The organism is Ancylobacter vacuolatus (assembly GCF_030813595.1).
In the GTDB taxonomy this organism is placed as follows: Bacteria; Pseudomonadota; Alphaproteobacteria; order Rhizobiales; family Xanthobacteraceae; genus Ancylobacter; species Ancylobacter vacuolatus.
Window position 1 is genome coordinate 292,465 of record NZ_JAUSUH010000002.1, and the last position, 20,061, is coordinate 312,525.

Here is a 20,061-nt window from a genome sequence, read left to right on the forward strand (position 1 = left end):
AAATGGTGCAGCTGAAGAGGCCTCAAATGACCAATAGCGCGACGGGCGAAGGCACGATTGCGAGCCTCTTCGGCGACGCTTCCCTCACCGAGGCGGAGCGCGCCATCGCCGAAATGCGGGCCGGGCGCCCGGTCATCCTGGCGCAGGCGGGCCGGCTGTTCCTGGTGGCGAGCGCCGAATTCGCCGATGCCGGGCGGCTGGCGGCGCTGGATGAACTGGCCGGCGGCGCGCTGCAGCTGGTGCTGACGCCGGCGCGCCTGCGCGCCCTCGGCCGGCCGGAATGGGCGCAGCCAATGGCGATCCCGGCCTCGACGCTCGGCAGCGAGCGGGTGCAGGCGTTGATCGCGCAGGATGTGAGCGCGCAGGCGGGAGCGGAACTGCGCGAGGAGCTGGTCGAACCCGACCCGGCGGCCGCCGCGGCGCTGCAGCTCGCCACCCTCGCCTTGATGCTGCCCGCCGTGCTGATGGGCCCGCTCGCCCCGGCGGGGCTGACCCTGCCGGCGCTGACCGTGCGGGCCGAGGCCATCACCGGCTTTGGCGAGGACCGCGCGACGCGGGTGGAGATCGTCTCGCGCGCCCCGGTGCCGCTGCTGACCGCGCGCAATTGCGAATTCGTGGTGTTTCGCGGCGGCGAGGGCATGCGCGAACAGGTGGCGGTCATCGTCGGCGCGCCCGATCCGGCGCGGCCGGTGCTGGTGCGGCTGCATTCGGCCTGCCTGACCGGCGATCTTTTCGGCTCGCTGCGCTGCGACTGCGGCGACCAGCTGCGCTCCACCCTCGCCTCGATGGCGAAGGCCGGCGGCGGGGTGCTGCTCTATCTCGACCAGGAAGGGCGGGGCAACGGCATCGCCAACAAGATGCGCGCATACCGCCTGCAGAGCGACGGGCTCGACACCTATGAGGCGGACGAGACGCTCGGCTTCGATCTCGACGGCCGTCGCTTCGACTTCGCCGCCGCCATGCTGCGCCAGCTCGGCTATACCAGGGTGATCCTGATGACCAACAACCCGGAAAAGATCGCCGCGCTCACCCGCGCGGGGCTGCAGGTTTCCGGCGTCGAGCGCGCCCATGGACGGCGCGGTGCCGACAATATCCGCTACCTCGCCGCCAAGCGCGACCGGGCCGGCCATTTCCTCGATCTCGACGCGCTGGACCACCACGCGCCCCCCTCCTGCGGCTGACGGCGCCGCCCTCGCTTTACTTCGCGTTCCCCAGGCCTTCCTGCCTCGAAGGCCCGCCTCAACCCCGGCTCCCCAGAGCCGGGGTTTTTCTTTGCCGGTACCGCGCCGCGCATCGCGCTGTCGAATGCACTATGACGACATTAAATTGTTGACACTTTACACTCGCGGCGTAGTCTCTCGCCATGTCGCCCTCCTCCGCCGCCCATGATGTCAGCTTCCTCCGCCTCACCTCGCTGCCCATGCTGCTGGAGCGCGAGATCGAGAGCATGATTCTCGATGGCCGGCTCAGCATTGGCGGGCGGATCAACGAGAACCAGCTCGCCGCCACCTTCGGCGTCAGCCGGGGCCCGGTGCGCGAGGCGCTGCGCTCGCTGGAGGCGCTTGGGCTGGTGGAGCTGCTGCCCAATCGCGGCGTGTTCATCCGCAGCCTCGATATCGCGCAGGTGGTGGAGATGTATGGCGTGCGCGCGGCGCTGTTCGGCTATGCCGCGCAGCTTCTCGCCAGCCGCACGGACGCTGGCGAGGTCGCCCGGCTGCGCACCCTGCTCGACGAGATGACCGAGGCGGCGCAGGCGCATGATTTCGACCGCTACTACCCGCTCAACTTCGCCTTTCACGACTTCATCGTCGAGCAGGCCGGCAATGGCGTGCTCACCGCGCAATATCGCGGGCTGGTGAAGCAGCTGCGGCTCTACCGTGCCGGCAATTTGATGACCGGCAACACGCTGGAGCTTTCCAACGAGGAGCATGCCCGCATCGTCGAGGCGATCGCCCGCCGCGACGCCGCAAGCGCCTACCAGACCAGCTTCGACCATGTCGAGCGCGGCAAGGAGCGGCTTCTGGCCCGCTCCGTGTCGCTCGCCCGGGCCGAGGAACGCCGTGCCTGAGAGACGACGACGCGCCGCTCCCGCGCCAAGGGGACGCCGCGCGCCGCGAGCCCGTCACACACTCATCGGGAGACCGCCCGGCAGAGGCGGCCCCGCACCCTGGGAGGAAGTCCATGCGAAAGACCCTGACCGGCCTTTTGGCCGTACTGGCCCTGGGGCTCGGCACGCTGAGCCTCAACGCCGAACCGCTCGCCTATCCGCACAAGGTCGTCACCCTCGTCACCCATTCCAGCCCCGGTGGCGGCAGCGACGTGTTCCTGCGCGAGCTGACCAAATATCTCGGCAAATATATCGGCGCGACCTTCATCGTCGAGAACGTGCAGGGCGGCAGCGGCGCCAAGGCGGTGGCCCGCGTCGCCGCCGCGCCGGCCGATGGCAGCGTGTTCTATGCCACCACGCCGACCTACATCTATACGTCGCTGCTCTCCAAGCCCTCCGCCACCTATAAGGACCTGGAGCCGCTGGTGAATCTGTTCGCCGACAGCGAGGTGATCTACACCCGCACCGACGGCCCGTTCAACACGCTGCAGGACGTGATCGACAAGGCCAAGAAGGAGCGCGGCCGCTGGGGCGCCGCCAACCCGGCCTCGCTGGAACGGCAGGCCGCCGAACAGCTCAAGCGCGCCGCCGGTGTCAACGCCGCCATCGTCACCCATGAGGGCGGCGGCGACATGATGCTCAACGTGATGAACGGCACGCTCGACATCGGCATCGGCGAAATCCAGGAACTGCGCTCGCAGCTCGCCGCCGGCAAGATCCGCCTGCTCGCCACCTTCAATCCCGAGCGCATCCCCGAGAAGCCTGAGGTTCCCACCGTCAAGGAAAGCGGCTTCGACGTCACGCTGGTGAAGTTCCGCGGCCTTGCCGGGCCCAAGGGCCTGCCTGACAATGTCACCAAGGTGTGGGATGAGGCGATCAAGAACGTGCTCGCCGACCCCGATTACAAGGCACGCTACACGGAAGAGGTGCTGGTGCCGAACTACATCCCGCACGCGCAGTACCAGGCCTTCATCACCAACTTCGCCGACACCACCGAGGCGTTCCTGAAGGAAACCGGCGCGGTGAAGTAGCCGCCCGCCGCCCTCGCCAGCGGCGCCGGCGAAGCCCCCCGGCGCCGCAATCCGGAAACCGCGCCGGCGAAGCGCCCGGCGCCGCAAGCCGGAAACCGCGCCGGCGAAGCCCCCGGCGCCGCACGCTGGAAACCGCGCCGGCAAAGCTCCGGCGCCGCGCCCCCTCCGCCCCCCGAGGACGCACCATGAAACGGGACTTCCTGAGCGGCGGCGTGCTCATCGCCCTTGCCGCCGCCTATTACATCGCCACCGGCTCCATCGCCGAGAGCACGCTGTCGGACGAGATCGGCGCCACCGGCCTGCCCCGGCTGCTGGCGATGCTGCTCGCCTTCATCGGACTGGCGCTGATCGCCCGCACCGCCTTTGTCGCCCTCGCCGCCCGCCACGCCAGCGTGCCGGTGGCACCCCCGGCCGAGGAGGAGGAAGGCGCGCCGCTGCCGCGCGCCATCGGCCTGCTGCTGATCGGCGGCGCCTATGTCGTGCTGCTGCCCTTCATCGGCTACTTCCTCGCCGTCGCGCTGCTGATCGCCGGCGTTGCGCTTTATGAGGGCGCCGCCCGCAGCTGGGTGGTGCCCGCCGCCGCGCTGGGCGGGGCGACGCTGTACTGGGCGATCTTCGTCAAGCTGCTCGGCGTCCACCAGCCGGCCGGCACCCTCTTTCAGGGATGGCTCTCGTGACCACTTTCTGGGACATCCTGCATCTTCTCACCGCCACGCCGCTGGTGCCGGTCGCCATAATCGGGTTGACCTGGGGCATTCTCGGCGGCGCGCTGCCGGGCATTTCCGCCTCGATCACCATGGCGCTGGTGCTGCCCTTCACCTACACGATGGACCCGGCGATGGCGATCGCGCTGCTCGCCTGCGTCTATATCGGGGCGGAATATGGCGGCTCGATTCCGGCCATCCTGATCCGCACGCCAGGCACCAATTCCTCTGCCGCCACCGTCATTGACGGCTATGAGCTGAACCGGCAGGGGCGGGCCGGCGAGGCGCTGGGCATCTCGCTGATGTCCGGCGTGGTGGGCAGCCTGTTCGGCCTCGCCATGCTGGCGCTGCTGACCGAGCCGCTGTCCTGGCTGGCGCTGGCCTTCCGGCCGACCTCCTATTTCGCCCTCGGCATACTCGGCCTCAGCGTCATCGCCTCGATGAGCGGGGATTCGCTGCTGAAGGGCCTCGCCTCGGCGGTGGTCGGGCTGATGATCGCCACCGTCGGCACCGACCCGATCTCCGGCGTCACCCGCTTCACCTTCGACGTGGCGGACCTGCTCAGCGGCGTCGAGCCTGTCGTGGTGATGGTCGGCCTGTTCGCGCTGACCGAGCTGATGAGCCAGTCCGGCTCCACGTCAGTCACCCAGCTCGGCGGCTCGATCCGCATCCGCCTGCCCAGCTGGGCGATGATGCGCAAGCTGCGCCGCTCGCAGGCGATCGGTTGCTTCCTCGGCCTGTTCGAGGGGCTGACCCCGGGCGGGGGCGGCTCGGTCGCCGCCTTCATGTCCTATAATGAGGCGCGGCGCTGGTCGAAGACGCCGGAAAAATTCGGCAAGGGCTCGGAAGAGGGCATCGCCGCGCCGGAGGCGGCCAACAACACCGTGGCCTCCACCGCGCTGATCCCGCTGCTCAGCTTCGGCATTCCCAGCTCGAACTCCACCGCCGTGCTGCTGGGGGGCCTGCTGATGCACGGGCTGCTGCCGGGCCCGCGCCTGTTCGAGCAGAACCCGCAGGTGATCGACAGCCTCTATGTCGGCTCGCTCATCGCCATCATCGCCCAGATCGGCGTCGGCGTGCTGATCCTGCCGGCCTGCGTGTGGCTGGTGAACCGGCCGCGCCCCTACCGCGCGGGCTTCATCCTGGCGCTCATCCTGTCGGGCCTGTTCACCCTCAACAACAGCCCGTTCGATCTCGGCCTCGCTCTGGCCCTCGGTCTGATGGGCTATCTGATGCGGCTGGCCCGCTTCCCGGTGTTGCCGATGATCCTCGGCGTCGTGCTCGGCCACATGGTCGAATCGAGCTATCGGCGCTCGCTGGTGCTCTCGGGGGGCGACTTCCACATCTTCGTCGAGGACCCGATCGCCGTCGGCCTGCTCGGCGCCGCCCTGTTCTTCATCGTCTTCTCGCTGGCCCGCGAATACCGCGACGCGCGCCGGACCCAGATGCAGGAAACCCATTCGTGAACCAGCACCGCGCGATCTCAGAGGAAACCGTCGCCGGCCGGCTGGCCAGCTTTGCCGCCACCGCCGCGCCCCCGCCGGCCGCCGTGGCGGTGAGCCGGCGCCTGCTGCTCGATATTTGCGGCCTCGCCTTCGCCGCCCGGCATGAGCCCTATACAAGCGCCGCGCTGGCGAGCGCCGCCGGCACGGGGCCCTGCACCGCCATCGGCCACGCGCGGGGGCTGAACCTCTACGACGCCGCGCTGGTCAACGGCACGGCGGCGCATGGCGAGGATTATGACGACACCTTCGAGGGCGGGCCGGTGCATGCCGGCGTGGTGGTGGTGCCGGCCGCGCTCGCCCTCGCCCAGCATCGCGGGCTCGACGGCACCGCCGTCATGCGCGCCATCGCCATCGGTGCCGAACTGATGAGCCGGCTCAGCCTCGTGGCGCCGCAGGCGATCCATAAGGCCGGCTTCCACCCCACGGCGGTGATCGGCGCGATGGCGGCGGCGGCCTCCGCTGGAGCAGCGATCGGGCTCGACCGGGTGCGGCTCGCCCATGCGCTGGGCATTGCCGGGAGCCTTGCCTCCGGCATCATCGAATATCTCGCCGACGGGTCCTGGACCAAGCGGCTGCACCCCGGCGCGGCGGCGCAGGCGGGCCTGCGCGCGGCGCTGCTGGCGGAGGGCGGCTTTGTCGGACCGGCCACGGTGTTCGAGGGCGACCACGGCTTCTTCCGCGCCTTCGCCCCGTCGAAGACGGCGAATTTCGCGCCGCTGCTGGACGGGCTGGGCGCGGACTGGATCATGCCGACCATCGCCTTCAAGCCCTATGCCTGCGGAACCATGACCCAGCCCTTCATCGACTGCGCCATCGCGCTGGCCCGGCAGGGGGTGCGCGCCGAGGAGATCGTCAGCCTCACCTGCAAGGCGGGCGAGGGCACGGTCCACCGGCTGTGGGAGCCGCTGGCCGCCAAGCAGGCGGTGCCGAACGGCTATGCCGGCAAGTTCTCCACCCCCTTCTGCATGGCGGTGGGTTTTCTCGACGGGGCGGCCGGGCTGGTGCAGTTCACCGACGCCCAGACCCGGCGTGAAGACGTGCGCGCGCTGGCGGCGAAGATTTCCTATGAGATCGACCCCGCGGATGAGTATCCGCGCAACTTCACCGGCCATCTGCGGGCGACGCTGACCGACGGCTCGGTGCGCGAGATCCGCCAGCCGCACATGCGCGGCGGGGCGCGCGAGCCGCTTTCCGATGCCGAGCTGGTGGCCAAGTTCAACGCCAATGTGGCCTTTGGCGGCGGCGACGCGGCGGCGGCGGCGGCACTCCATGCCGCTATCGACGCCATTGCCGGCGGCGGGAAGGTAGCGCTGGGAGAGAGCGCATGAGCACGTCCCATTCCGACAGCGCCTCCCGCCCGGTCGCCATCGTCACCGGCGGCTCGCGCAATATCGGCCGCGCCATTGCCCTGGCGCTGGGGGCGGCGGGCATGGCGGTGGTCATCGTCGCCCGCTCGGACCGCGACGCCGCCGAACAGGTGGTGCATGAGCTGGAGGCTCTGGGCACACAGGCGACGTCGGTGCTGGCCGATGTCGCCCGCGAAGCCTCCGCCGACCTCATCGTCGCCCACGCGCTGGAGCGCTTCGGCCGGCTCGATGTCCTCGTCAACAACGCCGCCATCCGCCGCGAGAGGCCGGTGGAGGCGATGAGCCTGGCGGAGTGGCGCGAGATCACCGGCATCTGCCTCGACGGCGCCTTCCTCCTCTGCCGCGCCGCCATCCCGCATCTGGCGACCGTGCCGGCGGGCGCGATCATCAATATTGGCGGCCTTACCGCCTATACCGGCGCCCCGAACCGCGCCCATGTGGTCGCCGCCAAGGCGGGGCTGGACGGGCTGACCAAGGCGCTGGCGGTGGAGCTGGCGCCGCGCGGCATCACGGTGAACCTCGTCTCGCCCGGCCGCATCGGCACCGACCGCAGCCACGCCTCGGCTGAAAAGAACCCGGCCCACCATGCCCGCAACCAGACCCTTGTCGGGCGCGAGGGCACGGCGGAGGAAGTCGCGGCCATGGTGGCCTATCTCGCCGGCCCACAGGCCCGCTTCCTCACCGGCCAGACCGTCCACGTCAATGGTGGCGCATTTTTGCCCTGAAGGGCGGGCTCGCCCGGCCGACCAGAAGAGGGGCCCGCCATGTTCGGCGATGTGAGCCTGCTGCACTACGCGCTGGTGGCGGCGGTCGCCTTCGTCGCCGGCATTGCCGGCGGCATCACCGGCTATGGGCCCGGGCTGCTGATGCCGCCCATCCTGCTGCCGATCATCGGCGCCGAGGCGGTGGTGCCTGTCATCGCCGTCTCCGCCATGCTGTCCAATACCAGCCGGCTGTTCGCCTTCCGCCGCGCTTTCGATCCGCACCGGGCCGTGCTCATCGTCGCGGTGGCGCTGCCGACCTCGGCGCTGGGGGCCTATGGCTATACCCGCCTGTCGGGGGCCGGGGTGTCGGTGGTGATCGGGACGGTGCTGATGCTGGCCATCCCGGTCCGTCATTGGCTGGGCCGGCTCAAAGGCCATCTCGACGGGCCGGGGCTGATGGCGGCGGGCGCCGGCTTCGGGCTGCTGATGGGCGGCACGGCGGGCACCGGCGTGGTGCTGCTGTCGATCCTGCTGGCGGCGGGGCTGAACGGCACGGCTGTCATCGCCACCGATGCCGGAATCTCGCTCGTGCTCGGCGTGGTGAAGGTGGGGGTGTTCCAGGCGGCCGGCGCGCTCCCGCTCGCCTCCTGGGTGATGGCGGTGCTGATCGGGCTGGCGGCGACGCCGGGTGTGTTCCTCGCCCGGCGGCTGGTCGGCACCCTGTCCGAGGGCGCCCATATCCGCGTCCTCGACGGCGTGGTGGTGGTGGGCGGGCTGGTGCTCATCCTCCAGGGTCTGCGGGCGCTGATGGCGTAGCGCAGCGGCAGCCGCCATCCGGCGAACTGGCCGACCGGCCCGCAATCGGCTAATCAGGCCGGCCGCGCCGCCGGAGGCAACAGGCCGCCGTCGACGCCCAGCAGGAAGCCGCACATGGACGTCGCCACCTCCTCCGCAATCCACCGGGCCGGCCCGCGCGACTGGCTGGCGCTCGCCGTCATCGCGGTGCCGTGCCTCGTCTATGCGATGGACCTGACGGTGCTCAATCTCGCCGTGCCGCATCTGGCGCTCGACCTCGCGCCCTCGGCGGCGCAGCTTCTGTGGATCATCGACATCTACGGCTTCATGGTTGCCGGCGCGCTGATGCTGATGGGCACGCTGGGCGACCGCATCGGCCGGCGCAAGCTGCTGCTGATCGGCGCGGCGGCCTTCGCCGTGGCCTCGGTGCTGGCGGCGATGGCGCGCAGCGCCGAACAGCTTATCCTCGCCCGCGCTTTGCTCGGCCTTGCCGGGGCGACGCTGGGACCCTCGACGCTCTCGCTGATCCGCAACATCTTTCTCGACGACCGCGAGCGCACTTTTGCGATTGGCGTGTGGATCGCCTGCTTCTCGTCAGGCGCGGCGCTCGGCCCGCTGGTCGGTGGGGTGATCCTCACCTATTTCTGGTGGGGCGCGGTGTTCCTTGCCGCCGTGCCGGTCATGCTCGTCCTGCTCATCGCCGGGCCGCTGCTGCTGCCGGAATTCCGCGACGAGACCGCCGGCCGGCTCGACATTGTGAGCGCGCTGCAGTCCGTCACCGCCGTGCTGGCGCTGGTCTATGGCATGAAGCGCATCGCCGAGCACGGCCCCGGCCTGGAGGCCGGCGCGGCGCTGGCGCTGGGGCTGGTGGTCGTCGTGTTCTTCATTGCCCGCCAGAGGCGGCTGGCCGACCCGATGATCGACCTCGCTTTGTTCGCCCATCCCGGCATCGGCGCGGCGCTGGCGATCAATGTCGCGGCGATGATGGGGGTGATGGGCATCTTCGTGTTCATCTCGCAATATCTCCAGCTGGTGCTCGGCATGAGCCCGCTAGAGGCGGGGCTGTGGACCGCGCCTTCCGGCGTGTGCTTCGCCATCGGCTCGATGGCGACGCCGCGCCTGGTGCGCCGCTGGCGGGCGGTGAATGTGCTGTCGGTGGGCCTCGTCGCGGCGACGCTGGGCTACCTGCTGCTCACCCAGCTGCGGGCGGAAGCCTCGCTGCCGGTGCTGATGGGCGCGATCGTGCTGATGTGCCTCGGCCTCTCGCCGGCCGGCACCATCACCACCGATCTGGTGATGCGCCTCGCGCCGCCCGAACGCGCCGGCGCCGCCTCCGGCATTTCCGAGACCAGTTTCGAGTTCGGCGGCGCCATCGGCATCGCCTCGCTCGGCAGCCTGGTGGCGGCAAGCTACCGGCTGAGCATGGAGGGCGCCGCCCTGCCCGCCGGCATCCCTCCCATGCTGCTGGAGCCGGCGCAGCGCACGCTGGACGGCGCCGTCACGGCGGCCGCCAAGCTGCCCGAGGCGCTGGCCACGCCGCTGCTGCAGGCGGCCCATGGCGCCTTCTCCCACGCCATCGACCTCGCGGCGCTGGCCTGCGTCGCCTCGGCCATGCTGGCGCTGATCGTCGCCCGCACCCGGCTGAACCGGGTGCGGTAGGCGCGTCGCTCAGGCGCTGATCTCGTCCACCAGCCGCGCCAGCATCACCTCGCAGCGGGCGAGCTGGTCGCGGCTGACATATTCGTCCGGCTTGTGCGCGTCGCGAATATCGCCCGGCCCGCACACCACGGTGGTTATGCCGAGCTTCTCGTGGAACAGCCCGCCCTCGGTGCCGAAGGCGATCTTGCGCAGCGGGCCCTCGCCATTGAGCCGGCGCAGCAGCGCCACTACCTCGGCCTCCGGCGGCGTCTCCAGCCCGGGATAGGCGTTGACGATGTCGATGGCGGCGCCGGTGCCGGCAAAGCGCGCCTGCGCCGCCCGCGTCAGCGCCGCCGCCTTGTCGAACAGCCGGTCCATCAGAAGGGCGGGATCGTCGGTCGGCAGGTTGCGGATCTCGAAATCCACCGTGCAGCCGTTCGGCACGATGTTGAGCGCGGTGCCGCCCTGGATGGTGCCGGCATGCACGGTGGTGAACGGTACGGCATAGGCGTCATCGCGCGGGCCGGCGGCGAGTTCGTCCTGCAGCGCCCGCATCTCGCCCACCATGTCGAGCGCGAGGTGGATGGCGTTCAGCCCTTCCGGGGCGTGGCTCGAATGGCATTCCTGCCCCCGGCAGGTGAGGCGGGCGGCGAGCTTGCCCTTATGCGCGACCACGGTCTCCAACATGGTCGGCTCGCCGATGATGCACAGCGCCGGCAGGTCGTCGGCGCCAATGAGGCGCTCGATCAGCCCGCGCACGCCGACGCAGCCGATCTCCTCGTCATAGCTGAACGCCAGGTGCAGCGGCCGGTCGAGCCGCCGCGTCGCTGCCGCCTCCGCCGCCGCCAGCACGCAGGCGAGGAAGCCCTTCATGTCGCAGCTGCCGCGCCCGAGCAGATGGTCGCCGCGCGCGGTGAGGCGGAACGGGTCGGTGCTCCAGGCCTGCCCTTCCACCGGCACCACATCGGTATGGCCGGAGAGCAGCACGCCGCCGCCACCGGGCGGGCCGAGCACGGCGTGGAGATTGGCCTTGGTGCCGGCCGCGTTGTGCACCAGCGTCAGCCGGGCGCCGAGCGGCGCCAGCAGCGCGCGGACATAGTCGATCAGCGCGAGATTGGACTCGCGGCTGACAGTGGGAAAGGCGATCAGCCGTTCCAGGATCTCGATCGGGCGGGAAGCGGTCATCAGCAGGCCGGCAAGGGGAGAACGGGGCGGCAGGATGACCGGCCGGGGCTCATTGGCAAACCATTAATTTGGCATGGCCTGGATCGGAAAAGCTGAGGCCGGCAGCACAACCGTCGCGAAAACGGGCACGCAAAGATTCTAGCCACCGCTGCTTGGTGGCGGGACGCCGCGCCCCTAACATGCGCCGCCCAAAGGGGCCTGACGGAGAGCGAGCGGATGAACCAGCAGACCGGCAATATGCGCGTCGATGGCGGGCGGCTATGGGGCAGCCTGATGGCGATGGCTGAGATCGGTCCCGGCATTGCCGGCGGCAACAACCGGCAGGCGCTGACCGATGCCGACCGCGAGGGGCGCCTGCTGTTCCAGCGCTGGTGCGCGGACGCCGGCCTCACCGTCGGCGTCGACGCCATGGGCTCGATGTTCGCCCGCCGCGAGGGGACCGAGGCCGACGCGCTGCCGATCCTCATCGGCTCCCACCTCGACACCCAGCCCACGGGGGGCAAATATGACGGCGTGCTCGGCGTGCTGGCGGCGCTGGAAGTGGTGCGCACCCTGAACGATCTCGGCCTGCGCACCCGCCGGCCGGTCGAGGTGGTGAACTGGACCAATGAGGAAGGCTCGCGCTTTCCCCCCGCCATGATCGCCTCCGGCGTCTATGCCGGCGTGCACACGCTGGACTGGGCCTATGACCGCACCGACGCGGCGGGCCTGCGCTTCGGCGACGAGCTGGAGCGGATCGGCTTCAAGGGCGAGGAGCCGGTGGGCCAGCGCAAGGGCCACGCCTATTTCGAGCTGCATATCGAGCAGGGACCCATCCTCGAAGAGGAAGGGGTCGATATCGGCATCGTCACCCATGGCCAGGGGCTGCGCTGGGTGGAGGTGACGCTGACCGGCAAGGAGACCCACACCGGCACCACGCCGATGGACCGGCGGCTGAATGCCAGCCTGGGCGCGGCGCGCATCATCGACCGCATCGAGACGATCACCCGCGCCCATGGCGAGAAGGCGGTCGGTGCGGTGGGGCAGCTGGTTTTCGCGCCGAACTCACGCAACATCCTGCCGGGCAAGGTGGTGTTCACCGCCGATCTGCGCCATCCCGATCTGGCGACGCTGAACTCCATGGCGGACCAGGTGAAGCAGGCGGCGCGGGAGGTGGCGGCCGATCTCGGTATCGGGGTGGCGATCGAGGACGTCGGCGCCTTCGACCCCACCGCCTTTGACGAGGATCTGCTGGCGGATCTGCGCGCGGGGGCGGAGCGGCTCGGCTATTCCCACCGCGACATGGTGTCGGGCGCCGGCCACGATGCGTGCTGGGTGGCGAAGACCATGCCCTCGGCGATGATCTTCTGCCCCTGCGTCGACGGGCTCAGCCACAATGAGGCGGAGGAGATCACCCCGGAATGGGCCGGCGCCGGCACCGATGTGCTGCTGCAGGCCGTGCTGCAGGCGGCGGAAGTGGTGGAATAGGCCGGCGCGCACCCCTCCCTCATACCCGGGCTCGACCCGGCGCGGGAGAGACGCGCGGCGGCCGAGGCGTGGGTTTGTGCGGGTCCGCCAGGCATGGGCGGGGAGGCTGGATCCCCGGGTCAAGCCCGGGGATGACGGCGGGCCGGGGTAGACCGGCGGGCTCTGGAGCCGGCCGGAACGGCGCGCAACGCCCTCAGACCGCCCGCGCCCAGCCCTCCCCGCTACCCCTTGCGCCAGAGCGCGGCGCCGCCGGTGAGGCCGGCATCGTTGCTGGCCAGGCTGACATTGGCCGGCAGCTCGATTTCGACATGCTTGGCATTGCCGCCGCCGAGATAGAGGTGGTCGTAGTGCAGCAGCACATAGAGCAGCTCGATCACCCGCTGCACATGGTGGTTCCAGTGCTTCTTGCCGTGCGCCTCATAGGCGGCGACGCCGAGATATTCGTCATAGGTCAGGTTGTCGTGCACCGGATGGTGCGCCAGCTCCATATGCGGCATCAGCTCGCCGTCGCGGAACACGGCGGTGCCGCAGCCGGTGCCGAGCGTCATCACCATTTCCAGCCCCTTGCCGGAGACGATGCCATAGCCCTGCATCTCGGCATCATTGATCAGCCGGGCGGGGGCCTTGAGGCGCGCCGCCATCGCGTCGGCCAGCGCGAAGCCGGCCCAGAGCTCGGTGCCGAGATTGGGCGCGGTCAGCACCTTGCCCTCGCGCACCACGCCGGGGAAGCCGATGGCGATCCGGTCGAAGGCCGGGTGCTTGGCCGCCATGCCGGCATAGGCGTCGAGCAGCGCCTCCGGATGGCAGGGATGGGGCGTGTCGACCCGCTCGCGCTCGGAGATCATGGTGCCGTGGTCGTCGATGACGGCGCATTTCAGCCCGGTGCCGCCGATATCGACCGCGAGAATGCCCGCCGCGCCGCTGGCGGCTGTCGTGTCTGTCATGGGGTTCATCCTCTCACTTCGACGCTTTTGCCGGCTCGGCCACCCGCCGGCTCACCTCATGGTCGTCCTCGTCGGCGCTGGCATGGAACAGCGCGCCGTCGCCATCGACGGTGACGACGAAATCCTCGCCCTCCCACGTCCCGGACTCGGTCCAGTAGAGAGTGAATCGCAGGTGCCGGCCATGGTGCTTGGCGGTGGTCGGCAGATCGGCGATGTGAAAGCCGAAGCCGGTGGGCCGCGTCGGCGTGTCCTGCGTCGTGGTCCAGCCATCCAGCGACCAGTGGATGACCGCCGGCGCCGGCAGCTCCACCCGCAAGGCGAGGCCGGCGGGCACCGAGCGGAGCTTCTGGTTGAAGTGCCAGAGCCGGCGCGGCGACGTCACCTTGTCCACGAGATAGCGCTGGACGGTTTGCGGCGGCGTGTCGAAGACCTTGCCGTCGCGCAGCGAGCGCATCAGCTTGATGTGCTCGGAATGCGCCCAGACCAGCGGCATGGCGCTGCCCGAGGGGCGGCCCTTGAACAGCTCGCGCTCGGGAATGTCGTCCTGGTCCCACACCTGCTCGGGCAGCAGCCCGCCGGGGCCGGCGCAGTCCTCCAGCGTGACCAGAAGCTGGCCGGCGCGCACCAGATTGCCGGCGGCGATCTCGTAATGGGCGCGCTCGCCGGTGAGCAGCGGCCAGGCCCGGCCGACGCCGGTGCCGTCGAAGGGCGAGCCATCCTCATGCTCGCCATAGCCGTCGCCATTGTAGCGGTACCAGACCGGGCCCTGCGGCAGCTCCACCTTGAGAATGGCGTCGATCGCCTTGATGGTGGCGAGGATGCGCGGATCGTCCGCTGCGCGCAGCCCGAAGCGCACCAGCGCCAGCGCGTCCGGCGAGATAAGCTGCGCTGCCGGCCGGTCGCTGTCGCCCGGCGGACGGTTCTTCACCGGCACGAAGCCGTCGATCGGCGACGCGGCGTCGGCGGTTTCCGGCGGCGCGACGCGCACATAATAGCCCTCGACCCCGAGCTTGTCCGCGAGGTCGGTGCCGGTGGCGAAGGTCCAGTGCTCGATCGAGTCGTTCCAGGCGTCGGCCTTCTCGCGCAGATACTGCGCCTCGTCCTTGCGGCCGAACAGCTCCATCATCTCGGCGGCGGCCAGAAGGGCGGAGATTTCCGCCGCCAGGGTGAAGGGCGAATAGCCGGCATCCTCCTCCCAGCGGTCCTGGCCGGTCACCGGGCCGTTGAGGACGATGAATCGCGCGGCGCGCTCGATCATGTCCATATAGCCGTCGAGCTCGCCGCGCGCGAAATGGCCGCCGCGACGGATCATGTCGGCAAGCAGGATGGGGAAGGCACACTCGTCCATCTGCACGCCGCCCCAATAGGGGACGCCGTCGAGCCAGACATTCTGCGACCAGTGACCGTCGGTTTCCTGAATGCTGCGGAGATAGCCGAGCACCGACTTGGCCTCGTCGGAGGCGCCTGCCGCCAGCAGGCCGCCGGCGTTCTCGACCAGATCGCGCGGCCAGACAAGGTGATAGCCGCCGAGATCCTCGTCGCCCTTGTTGAAGCCCCACGGAATGGACAGGCTGGCGATGATCGCGCCCGGCACGGAACTCGGCTGGTGGGTGGCCAGCACGATGGTGCTGGCGCGGTACGAATTGATGTTCGAGCGGTTCTGCGGATGGTCGAGCGGCAGCAGCGTGCCCTGCCAGGCGCGCCAGCCCTGCACATAGGTGCGGCGCAGCTCCTCGAAGCCTTCCTGCAGGCTGGAAACGGTTCGGAACCCCGCCTCTTCCGGCCGGGCGCCGAAGCCGAGCGCGACCAGCATCTCGCCATTGCTGGCGCCAAGGTCGATCTCGGCGCTGAGCGCCACATTGCCGGATTCGGCGCGCTGGTAGCGCTCCTCCAGCGCACCGGAGCGGGCGAGCTGCTGCCAGCCATCGGAGGTGCCGACATAGCCGACCGAGCGGGCCTTCCACGGCACCGAGCAGGCGAGCGCCAGCGACTGGCCCCGCCGGCCGGAGGCAAACAGCATCGGCGTGCCCTTGTAGTCGCCGACCCAGCCGGTGTTGTCGGCGCCGGCATTGATGAGATGCGGCGCCAGCAGCGCGAACAGGCGATAGTCCGAGATATCGCCGATCAGCGCCTCGAAGGTGATCTTCTGGATCAGCACTTCCCGGCGTGGATCGGTGAGGATCTGCTTCTGGATACGCCAGCGCCCGTCATTGGCGGTGTTGAGCAGGTGATAGGCCGGCACACCATGCTCCAGCACGCCGACTTCGTGCTCGGCGTCGCGCTTCTCCTCGGCGAAATAGCCGTCCGGCCCGGTGACGATGAATCCGAAATCGCGGGTGCAGGCGGTGTCGACGCGGGGGTAATAGATCTCGTTGAGGATGCCGTGGCTCAGCGTGAACCACAGCCGGCTCGCCGCCGTGCGGGCGGTGCCGACGCCGACCTTGGCGCTCGATGTCCAGCGTGCCGGGCCGCCGGGGCCGCCGGGCGGTGTGAGATCTCCATCGGTGCTCATCGCTTTCCCCACTCACGCGCCCTTGAAAACGGGCGATCCTTGCCTTGGCGCGCCGGGCCAACCCGGCGCACGCGCCTCCCGTGCCCCACCAAGGAACCTGCGAGAGATTTCCGGTGCGGTCAATCGGGCATCGCTGCCGTGCCGAGTCGGGCGACGGTCAGAAGCTGACCCGCACGCTGGCCTCAACGCCATTGTCGCGCAGCCCGTCGCCGAGCTGGCCGGTGTACCGCACGGCCAGATGAACGCTATCGCCCGCCTGCGCGATCAGCCCCGCCTCCAGCAGCGCCGTATCCCGCGCCAGCGGCGCGCCCGTGGTGGTGAAGGCCGGCCCGCCGGCGAAGCCGACGGCGAGCGTGGGCAAAGCGTCGCCCCAAGCATGCTGCCAGGCGGCGGAAGCGTCGAGGCGCAGGTCAAGCGTCGCCCGTTCCCCCAGCGGCACGGAAAGGCGCGCGCCGAGCGTGCCGAAGCCGGCGCTGGCGTCGAGCCCGGGCGAGGCCAGCGCGGCGCTGCCGCCGGCTTCGGCAAAGTCATCGCCTTCCAGCGCGACATAGGCGAGGCTGGCGAAGGGCTCCAGCGTCGCGGCGGGGAGAGCGAGGCCATAGGCGAGCTCGCCGAAAATCTGGCTGGTGCCAGCGCTGATATCGGCGGTCAGAGTCTCGGCCAGCCCCGGCAGCGCGAGGCTGCGACGGGCGGAAACCTCGTTCCAGCCATAGGCGCCGCCGAGCCGCAGCGCGAGCGGGCCCCAGCTTCGCCCGCCATAGAGACCGAGCGTATAGCTGTCGACGCCGTAGGAGGCGGAGAGCGCACCGGCCCCGATGGAGCTGTGGCTGTAGCCGCCGAACGCACCGATCCGCCAGGCATCGAAGAACAGCCGGTCGAGGCCGGCATGGAAGCCGCCAATGTCGCGCGTCAGCCCGGCGCTGGCCGGGCTGACGTCGAGGTCGCCAAAGGCGCCGAAACCCTGCAGCCAGAGGTCGGTGCCGGTGCCGGGCGCAGGTTCGACGAGCCGGGTGCCGTCATCGGCGAAGCTCGCCACCTGCGCGCCTGCCGCGGCGCCCGCACCGGAGGCCGCGCGCAGCCGGTCCAGAGCCGACTGGCGGGCGAAGCGGCTGTCCTGCAGCAGAACGGTTTGCAGAGAGGCATAGCCCTGGCCGGAGAGCCGGTCGAAGGCCCCCCGCGCCGCCGCGAGGCTCGGCAGCCACGCGGCGGAGGCGACCAGAGGATCGTCAGCGTCCATCCGATCGAGCGCGCCACCGACGGCGCGCTGGTTGGCGGTGAGACCGGCGGAGGCGAAGGCGCGGGCCTTCTCCACCGCGAGCGTCACCTCATTCCCGCCAATGGCCGCCGTGACCGTGGCGAAGGCGGAGGACGGACCCGCAAACGCGGCGAAGGCGCCCGCGATCCCCTCACCCGCCGTCAGCACGGTGTAGCTGCCGAAAGGCGCGGGATCGAACAGGCCATAGGCGAGCGTGCCGTCGAGACGGGCGGTCCCGCTCACGTCAAGAAGGTCGGCGCCCGCCGCGCCGAGCCGCACGTTCAGCTGCGCCGCGTCGTTCGCCGCATAATCGCCGGCGAGCGTGAGCGTGCCGAGCGCGCCGGCCGCGCCCGGCGCCAGCGTGCCGCCGGCCTGGACATAGCCCGAGGCCGCGCGGAGGGTTCCGGTGCCGGAGACGACGCCGCCAAATTGCAGCAGGCCGCCCGTCACCAGCGTGCCGCCAATGGCGAGGCTTCCGCCGCCCAGCGCGGTGTCGAGCAGCACCTCCAGCTGCGTGCCGGCGGCGATGTCCAGCCGCGCCGCCGGATGCGCCAGGGTGAGCCGGTCTAGGGTGGGCGAGAGGTCGAGGTGGATCTGCGCGGCGTTGGCGAGCGTCACCTCATAATAGCGGCCGAGCGTTCCGTAGAAGGCGAAGTCGCCATCCACATTGTCCGGCGTCTCGTGGCGGCCGAGCGTGTCGGTCCAGCGAGAGGCGTCGCTCCAGGCGAAGGCGCCAGCGGCGGCGGAGGTGCTGCGCAGCGGGTTGGCGGCGGCGAGCCAGTCCACATGGTCGGCGACGGCGCCGTAGGTGGCGAAGCTTCCATAGGTGAAGATGGGCTGGCCCGGATTGTCGGGGTCCTCGATTCCCGCCATCGAGGCCACGCCGATCTGGACCAGCGCGCCATCGGGCATGACCATAAAGAGCGGGCCGCCGCTGTCGCCTGGCGCCGGACTGCCCTGCCAGGCCGGCACCGGGGCCGTGAGGTCATAGTCGTTCGGATTGTTCGGGTTCAGCGGGTCGCGAAACTCGAGATTGAGCAGATAGCCGCCATCCGGCAGCGCCTCGATCTCGCCGAGCGAGCCGGTGACAGCGCGGCGGCGCTCGTCATAGCCGAGATTGTTCTGGGTCCCGGTACCCATTTCGCCATAGCCGGCCATCCACACCACATCGCCGACACCGGGCAACTGAGCGGGCGAGGTGGCGAGCGTTACCGGCGCGATCTCGGTCACCGGCCGGGCCAGCGAGATCAGCGCGACGTCATTATAGGGATAGCCGGCGGGAGCATAGGCGGGATTGACCGCGACGCCGCTGAGGGCGCGATCATTGGCGGTCGGCTGCGTCGAGTCGGGGGAGAAGCGGACCTCCACCTCGTTCAACCAGCTGAGCACCACCCCCGTCTCGTCGCTCAGCGCGCAATGGCCGGCGGTGAGCACGGTGCGGGAATTGATCAGCGTGCCGGTGCAGATCGCCAGGCCGTCGATCGAGAGCGCGACGACATTGGCGAAGCGGTTTTCGCTGTCGTACCAGTTCTGCACGCCGCCCACGGCCGCGGCATCGACATCGTTGAGATAGATCGCGCCCGCCGGCGCGGCGGCGAGCAGCAGGCCGGCGGCCAGCGCGAGAACAGGGGCGAGGCGCCGTCCGGCACCCGGCCTGCGCACGCGGACACGCCGCGCAGCGGGGAGGTTCGCCGCCGATCGCGTTGCGTTCGCGCCCACCTCGCCTTTGCCCCCGTACCGTGCTTTCCCTTTCGATAGCCCGGATTCCGCCGCGCTCACAAGCGCGCCGGACCGGCCGCGCGGCTCTTTATGGCAGGGGCGGTAACGGGAGGAGCGGTGCTGGCGCGCAGCACCAGCTCGGTGGGGAGCACGATGTCGCCCTCCAGCGCCTCGCCGCCGATCATCGCCAGCAGGCATTGCGCCGCCCGGCGGCCGATCGCCTCGCGCGGCTGGCGGATGGTGGAGAGCGCCGGCGTCATGTGCGAGACCAGCTCGATATCGTCGAACCCCATCACCGACACGTCGCGCGGCACGGCAAGGCCGCGATGCTGCACCTCGCCGATGAAGCCGCAGGCCATAGCGTCGCTGGCGAGGAACATTGCCGTGGGACGCTCTTGCGCCGGCAAAGCGAGCCAGGCGGCGCCGGCGACGCGGCCGGAATCGAGGCTGAAATCGCCGGGAAGCACGAGCGGCGGCGGCAGGCCGCGCGCGGCCAGCGCCTGCTCGGTGCCGGCGAGGCGCGCCTCGCTCAGCACATTACCCGGCGGGCCCATCACATGGCCGATGCGCGTGTGGCCGAGATCGGCGAGATGGCCGACCGCGACCCGCGCCGCCGCGCGGTTATCGATCTTCACCCGCGGCGCCTCGATACCCGGTATCCATTCGCAGGCCAGCACGATCGGCACCCGGCGCTTGAGGCCCTCGGCCGGCAGCGTGCCGTCGAGCACGATCAGCCCGTCGGCACGGCTCGGCTCGGCATAGCCGAGCAGGGTTTCCCCACCCATGGCGCAGGTATCGGCGATCAGCAGATTATAGCCCGCCCCGGCGAGCACCGCCGCCATGCCGGCGAGGATCTGCGAGAAGAACGGGTTGGACAGGTTCGGCACCAGCGCCACCACCCCGCCGGTGCGCCGGTGGCGCAGATTGCGCGCGGCGTGGTTGAGCCGATAGCCGGTCTGGCGGATCGCCTCCTCGACGCTGCGCCGCGTCTCCGCGCTCACCACGTCGGGATTTGAGAGCACGCGGCTGACCGTCGCGGTGGAAACGCCGGCGAGCCGCGCCACGTCCACGATCTTCGGTCTCTGGTGCTGCATGGCCCCTCCATAGACGCGCCGGGGGCTCTCTGGC

At 70.3% G+C, this 20,061-nt stretch carries 15 protein-coding genes; 10 read left to right on the forward strand and 5 right to left on the reverse strand.

Annotated features, from left to right (window positions below):
* Nucleotides 1-26: 26 nt before the first annotated feature.
* From ribA to J2S76_RS05380, 9 genes are all read left to right on the forward strand, one after another.
* Nucleotides 27-1,181 carry a GTP cyclohydrolase II RibA gene (gene ribA, locus J2S76_RS05340; RefSeq protein ID WP_307058223.1) on the forward strand — a complete coding sequence of 385 codons (1,155 nt, stop codon included), beginning with the start codon at nucleotides 27-29 and terminating at the stop codon, nucleotides 1,179-1,181.
* Between the two features lie 182 nt (nucleotides 1,182-1,363).
* Nucleotides 1,364-2,068 (forward strand): FCD domain-containing protein, encoded by a 705-nt coding sequence (locus J2S76_RS05345; protein WP_307058225.1) that lies wholly within the window; start codon nucleotides 1,364-1,366, stop codon nucleotides 2,066-2,068.
* A 113-nt stretch (nucleotides 2,069-2,181) separates the two neighbouring features.
* The gene (locus J2S76_RS05350; RefSeq protein ID WP_307058227.1) at nucleotides 2,182-3,138 is read left to right on the forward strand and encodes a tripartite tricarboxylate transporter substrate binding protein; all 957 of its coding nucleotides are present in this window, start codon (nucleotides 2,182-2,184) and stop codon (nucleotides 3,136-3,138) included.
* Between the two features lie 185 nt (nucleotides 3,139-3,323).
* On the forward strand, nucleotides 3,324-3,815 hold the full coding sequence (locus tag J2S76_RS05355; protein WP_307058229.1) for a tripartite tricarboxylate transporter TctB family protein: 492 nt from the start codon (nucleotides 3,324-3,326) through the stop codon (nucleotides 3,813-3,815).
* The gene (locus J2S76_RS05360) at nucleotides 3,803-5,308 is read left to right on the forward strand and encodes a tripartite tricarboxylate transporter permease (RefSeq protein ID WP_307058231.1); all 1,506 of its coding nucleotides are present in this window, start codon (nucleotides 3,803-3,805) and stop codon (nucleotides 5,306-5,308) included. The genes J2S76_RS05355 and J2S76_RS05360 overlap by 13 nt, the downstream gene beginning before the upstream one ends.
* Nucleotides 5,305-6,675, forward strand: a complete 1,371-nt coding sequence (locus J2S76_RS05365; RefSeq protein ID WP_307058233.1) for an MmgE/PrpD family protein — start codon at nucleotides 5,305-5,307, stop codon at nucleotides 6,673-6,675. Before J2S76_RS05360 ends, J2S76_RS05365 begins: the two co-directional genes overlap by 4 nt.
* Nucleotides 6,672-7,439, forward strand: a complete 768-nt coding sequence (locus J2S76_RS05370) for an SDR family NAD(P)-dependent oxidoreductase (protein WP_307058234.1) — start codon at nucleotides 6,672-6,674, stop codon at nucleotides 7,437-7,439. The genes J2S76_RS05365 and J2S76_RS05370 overlap by 4 nt, the downstream gene beginning before the upstream one ends.
* 39 nt (nucleotides 7,440-7,478) lie before the next feature.
* A complete protein-coding gene (locus J2S76_RS05375; RefSeq protein ID WP_307058236.1) occupies nucleotides 7,479-8,234 on the forward strand; it encodes a TSUP family transporter in 756 nt (251 codons plus the stop codon).
* 114 nt (nucleotides 8,235-8,348) lie between these two features.
* Nucleotides 8,349-9,872 (forward strand): MFS transporter, encoded by a 1,524-nt coding sequence (locus J2S76_RS05380; RefSeq protein ID WP_307058238.1) that lies wholly within the window; start codon nucleotides 8,349-8,351, stop codon nucleotides 9,870-9,872.
* Between the two features lie 9 nt (nucleotides 9,873-9,881).
* Here the strand turns inward: J2S76_RS05380 and argE are convergent, their stop codons facing one another.
* Nucleotides 9,882-11,036: an acetylornithine deacetylase gene (gene argE / locus J2S76_RS05385; protein ID WP_307058240.1), complete on the reverse strand. Its 1,155-nt coding sequence runs from the start codon at nucleotides 11,034-11,036 to the stop codon at nucleotides 9,882-9,884.
* 216 nt (nucleotides 11,037-11,252) lie between these two features.
* Here argE and J2S76_RS05390 point away from each other — a divergent pair, with 216 nt between their 5' ends.
* Nucleotides 11,253-12,503, forward strand: a complete 1,251-nt coding sequence (locus tag J2S76_RS05390; RefSeq protein WP_307058243.1) for a Zn-dependent hydrolase — start codon at nucleotides 11,253-11,255, stop codon at nucleotides 12,501-12,503.
* A gap of 221 nt (nucleotides 12,504-12,724) precedes the next feature.
* Here the strand turns inward: J2S76_RS05390 and J2S76_RS05395 are convergent, their stop codons facing one another.
* The 4 genes from J2S76_RS05395 to J2S76_RS05410 all read right to left on the reverse strand — a co-directional run bounded on the left by J2S76_RS05395 (nucleotide 12,725) and on the right by J2S76_RS05410 (nucleotide 20,027).
* Nucleotides 12,725-13,447 carry an ROK family protein gene (locus tag J2S76_RS05395; protein ID WP_307058245.1) on the reverse strand — a complete coding sequence of 241 codons (723 nt, stop codon included), beginning with the start codon at nucleotides 13,445-13,447 and terminating at the stop codon, nucleotides 12,725-12,727.
* Nucleotides 13,448-13,460: 13 nt separating this feature from the next.
* The gene (locus J2S76_RS05400; RefSeq protein WP_307058247.1) at nucleotides 13,461-15,959 is read right to left on the reverse strand and encodes a glucan 1,4-alpha-glucosidase; all 2,499 of its coding nucleotides are present in this window, start codon (nucleotides 15,957-15,959) and stop codon (nucleotides 13,461-13,463) included.
* 157 nt (nucleotides 15,960-16,116) lie between these two features.
* Nucleotides 16,117-18,876, reverse strand: a complete 2,760-nt coding sequence (locus J2S76_RS05405) for an autotransporter domain-containing protein (protein WP_307058249.1) — start codon at nucleotides 18,874-18,876, stop codon at nucleotides 16,117-16,119.
* 113 nt (nucleotides 18,877-18,989) lie between these two features.
* Complete coding sequence (locus J2S76_RS05410; RefSeq protein ID WP_307058251.1) at nucleotides 18,990-20,027, reverse strand: LacI family DNA-binding transcriptional regulator; 1,038 nt, start codon at nucleotides 20,025-20,027, stop codon at nucleotides 18,990-18,992.
* Nucleotides 20,028-20,061: the final 34 nt, after the last annotated feature.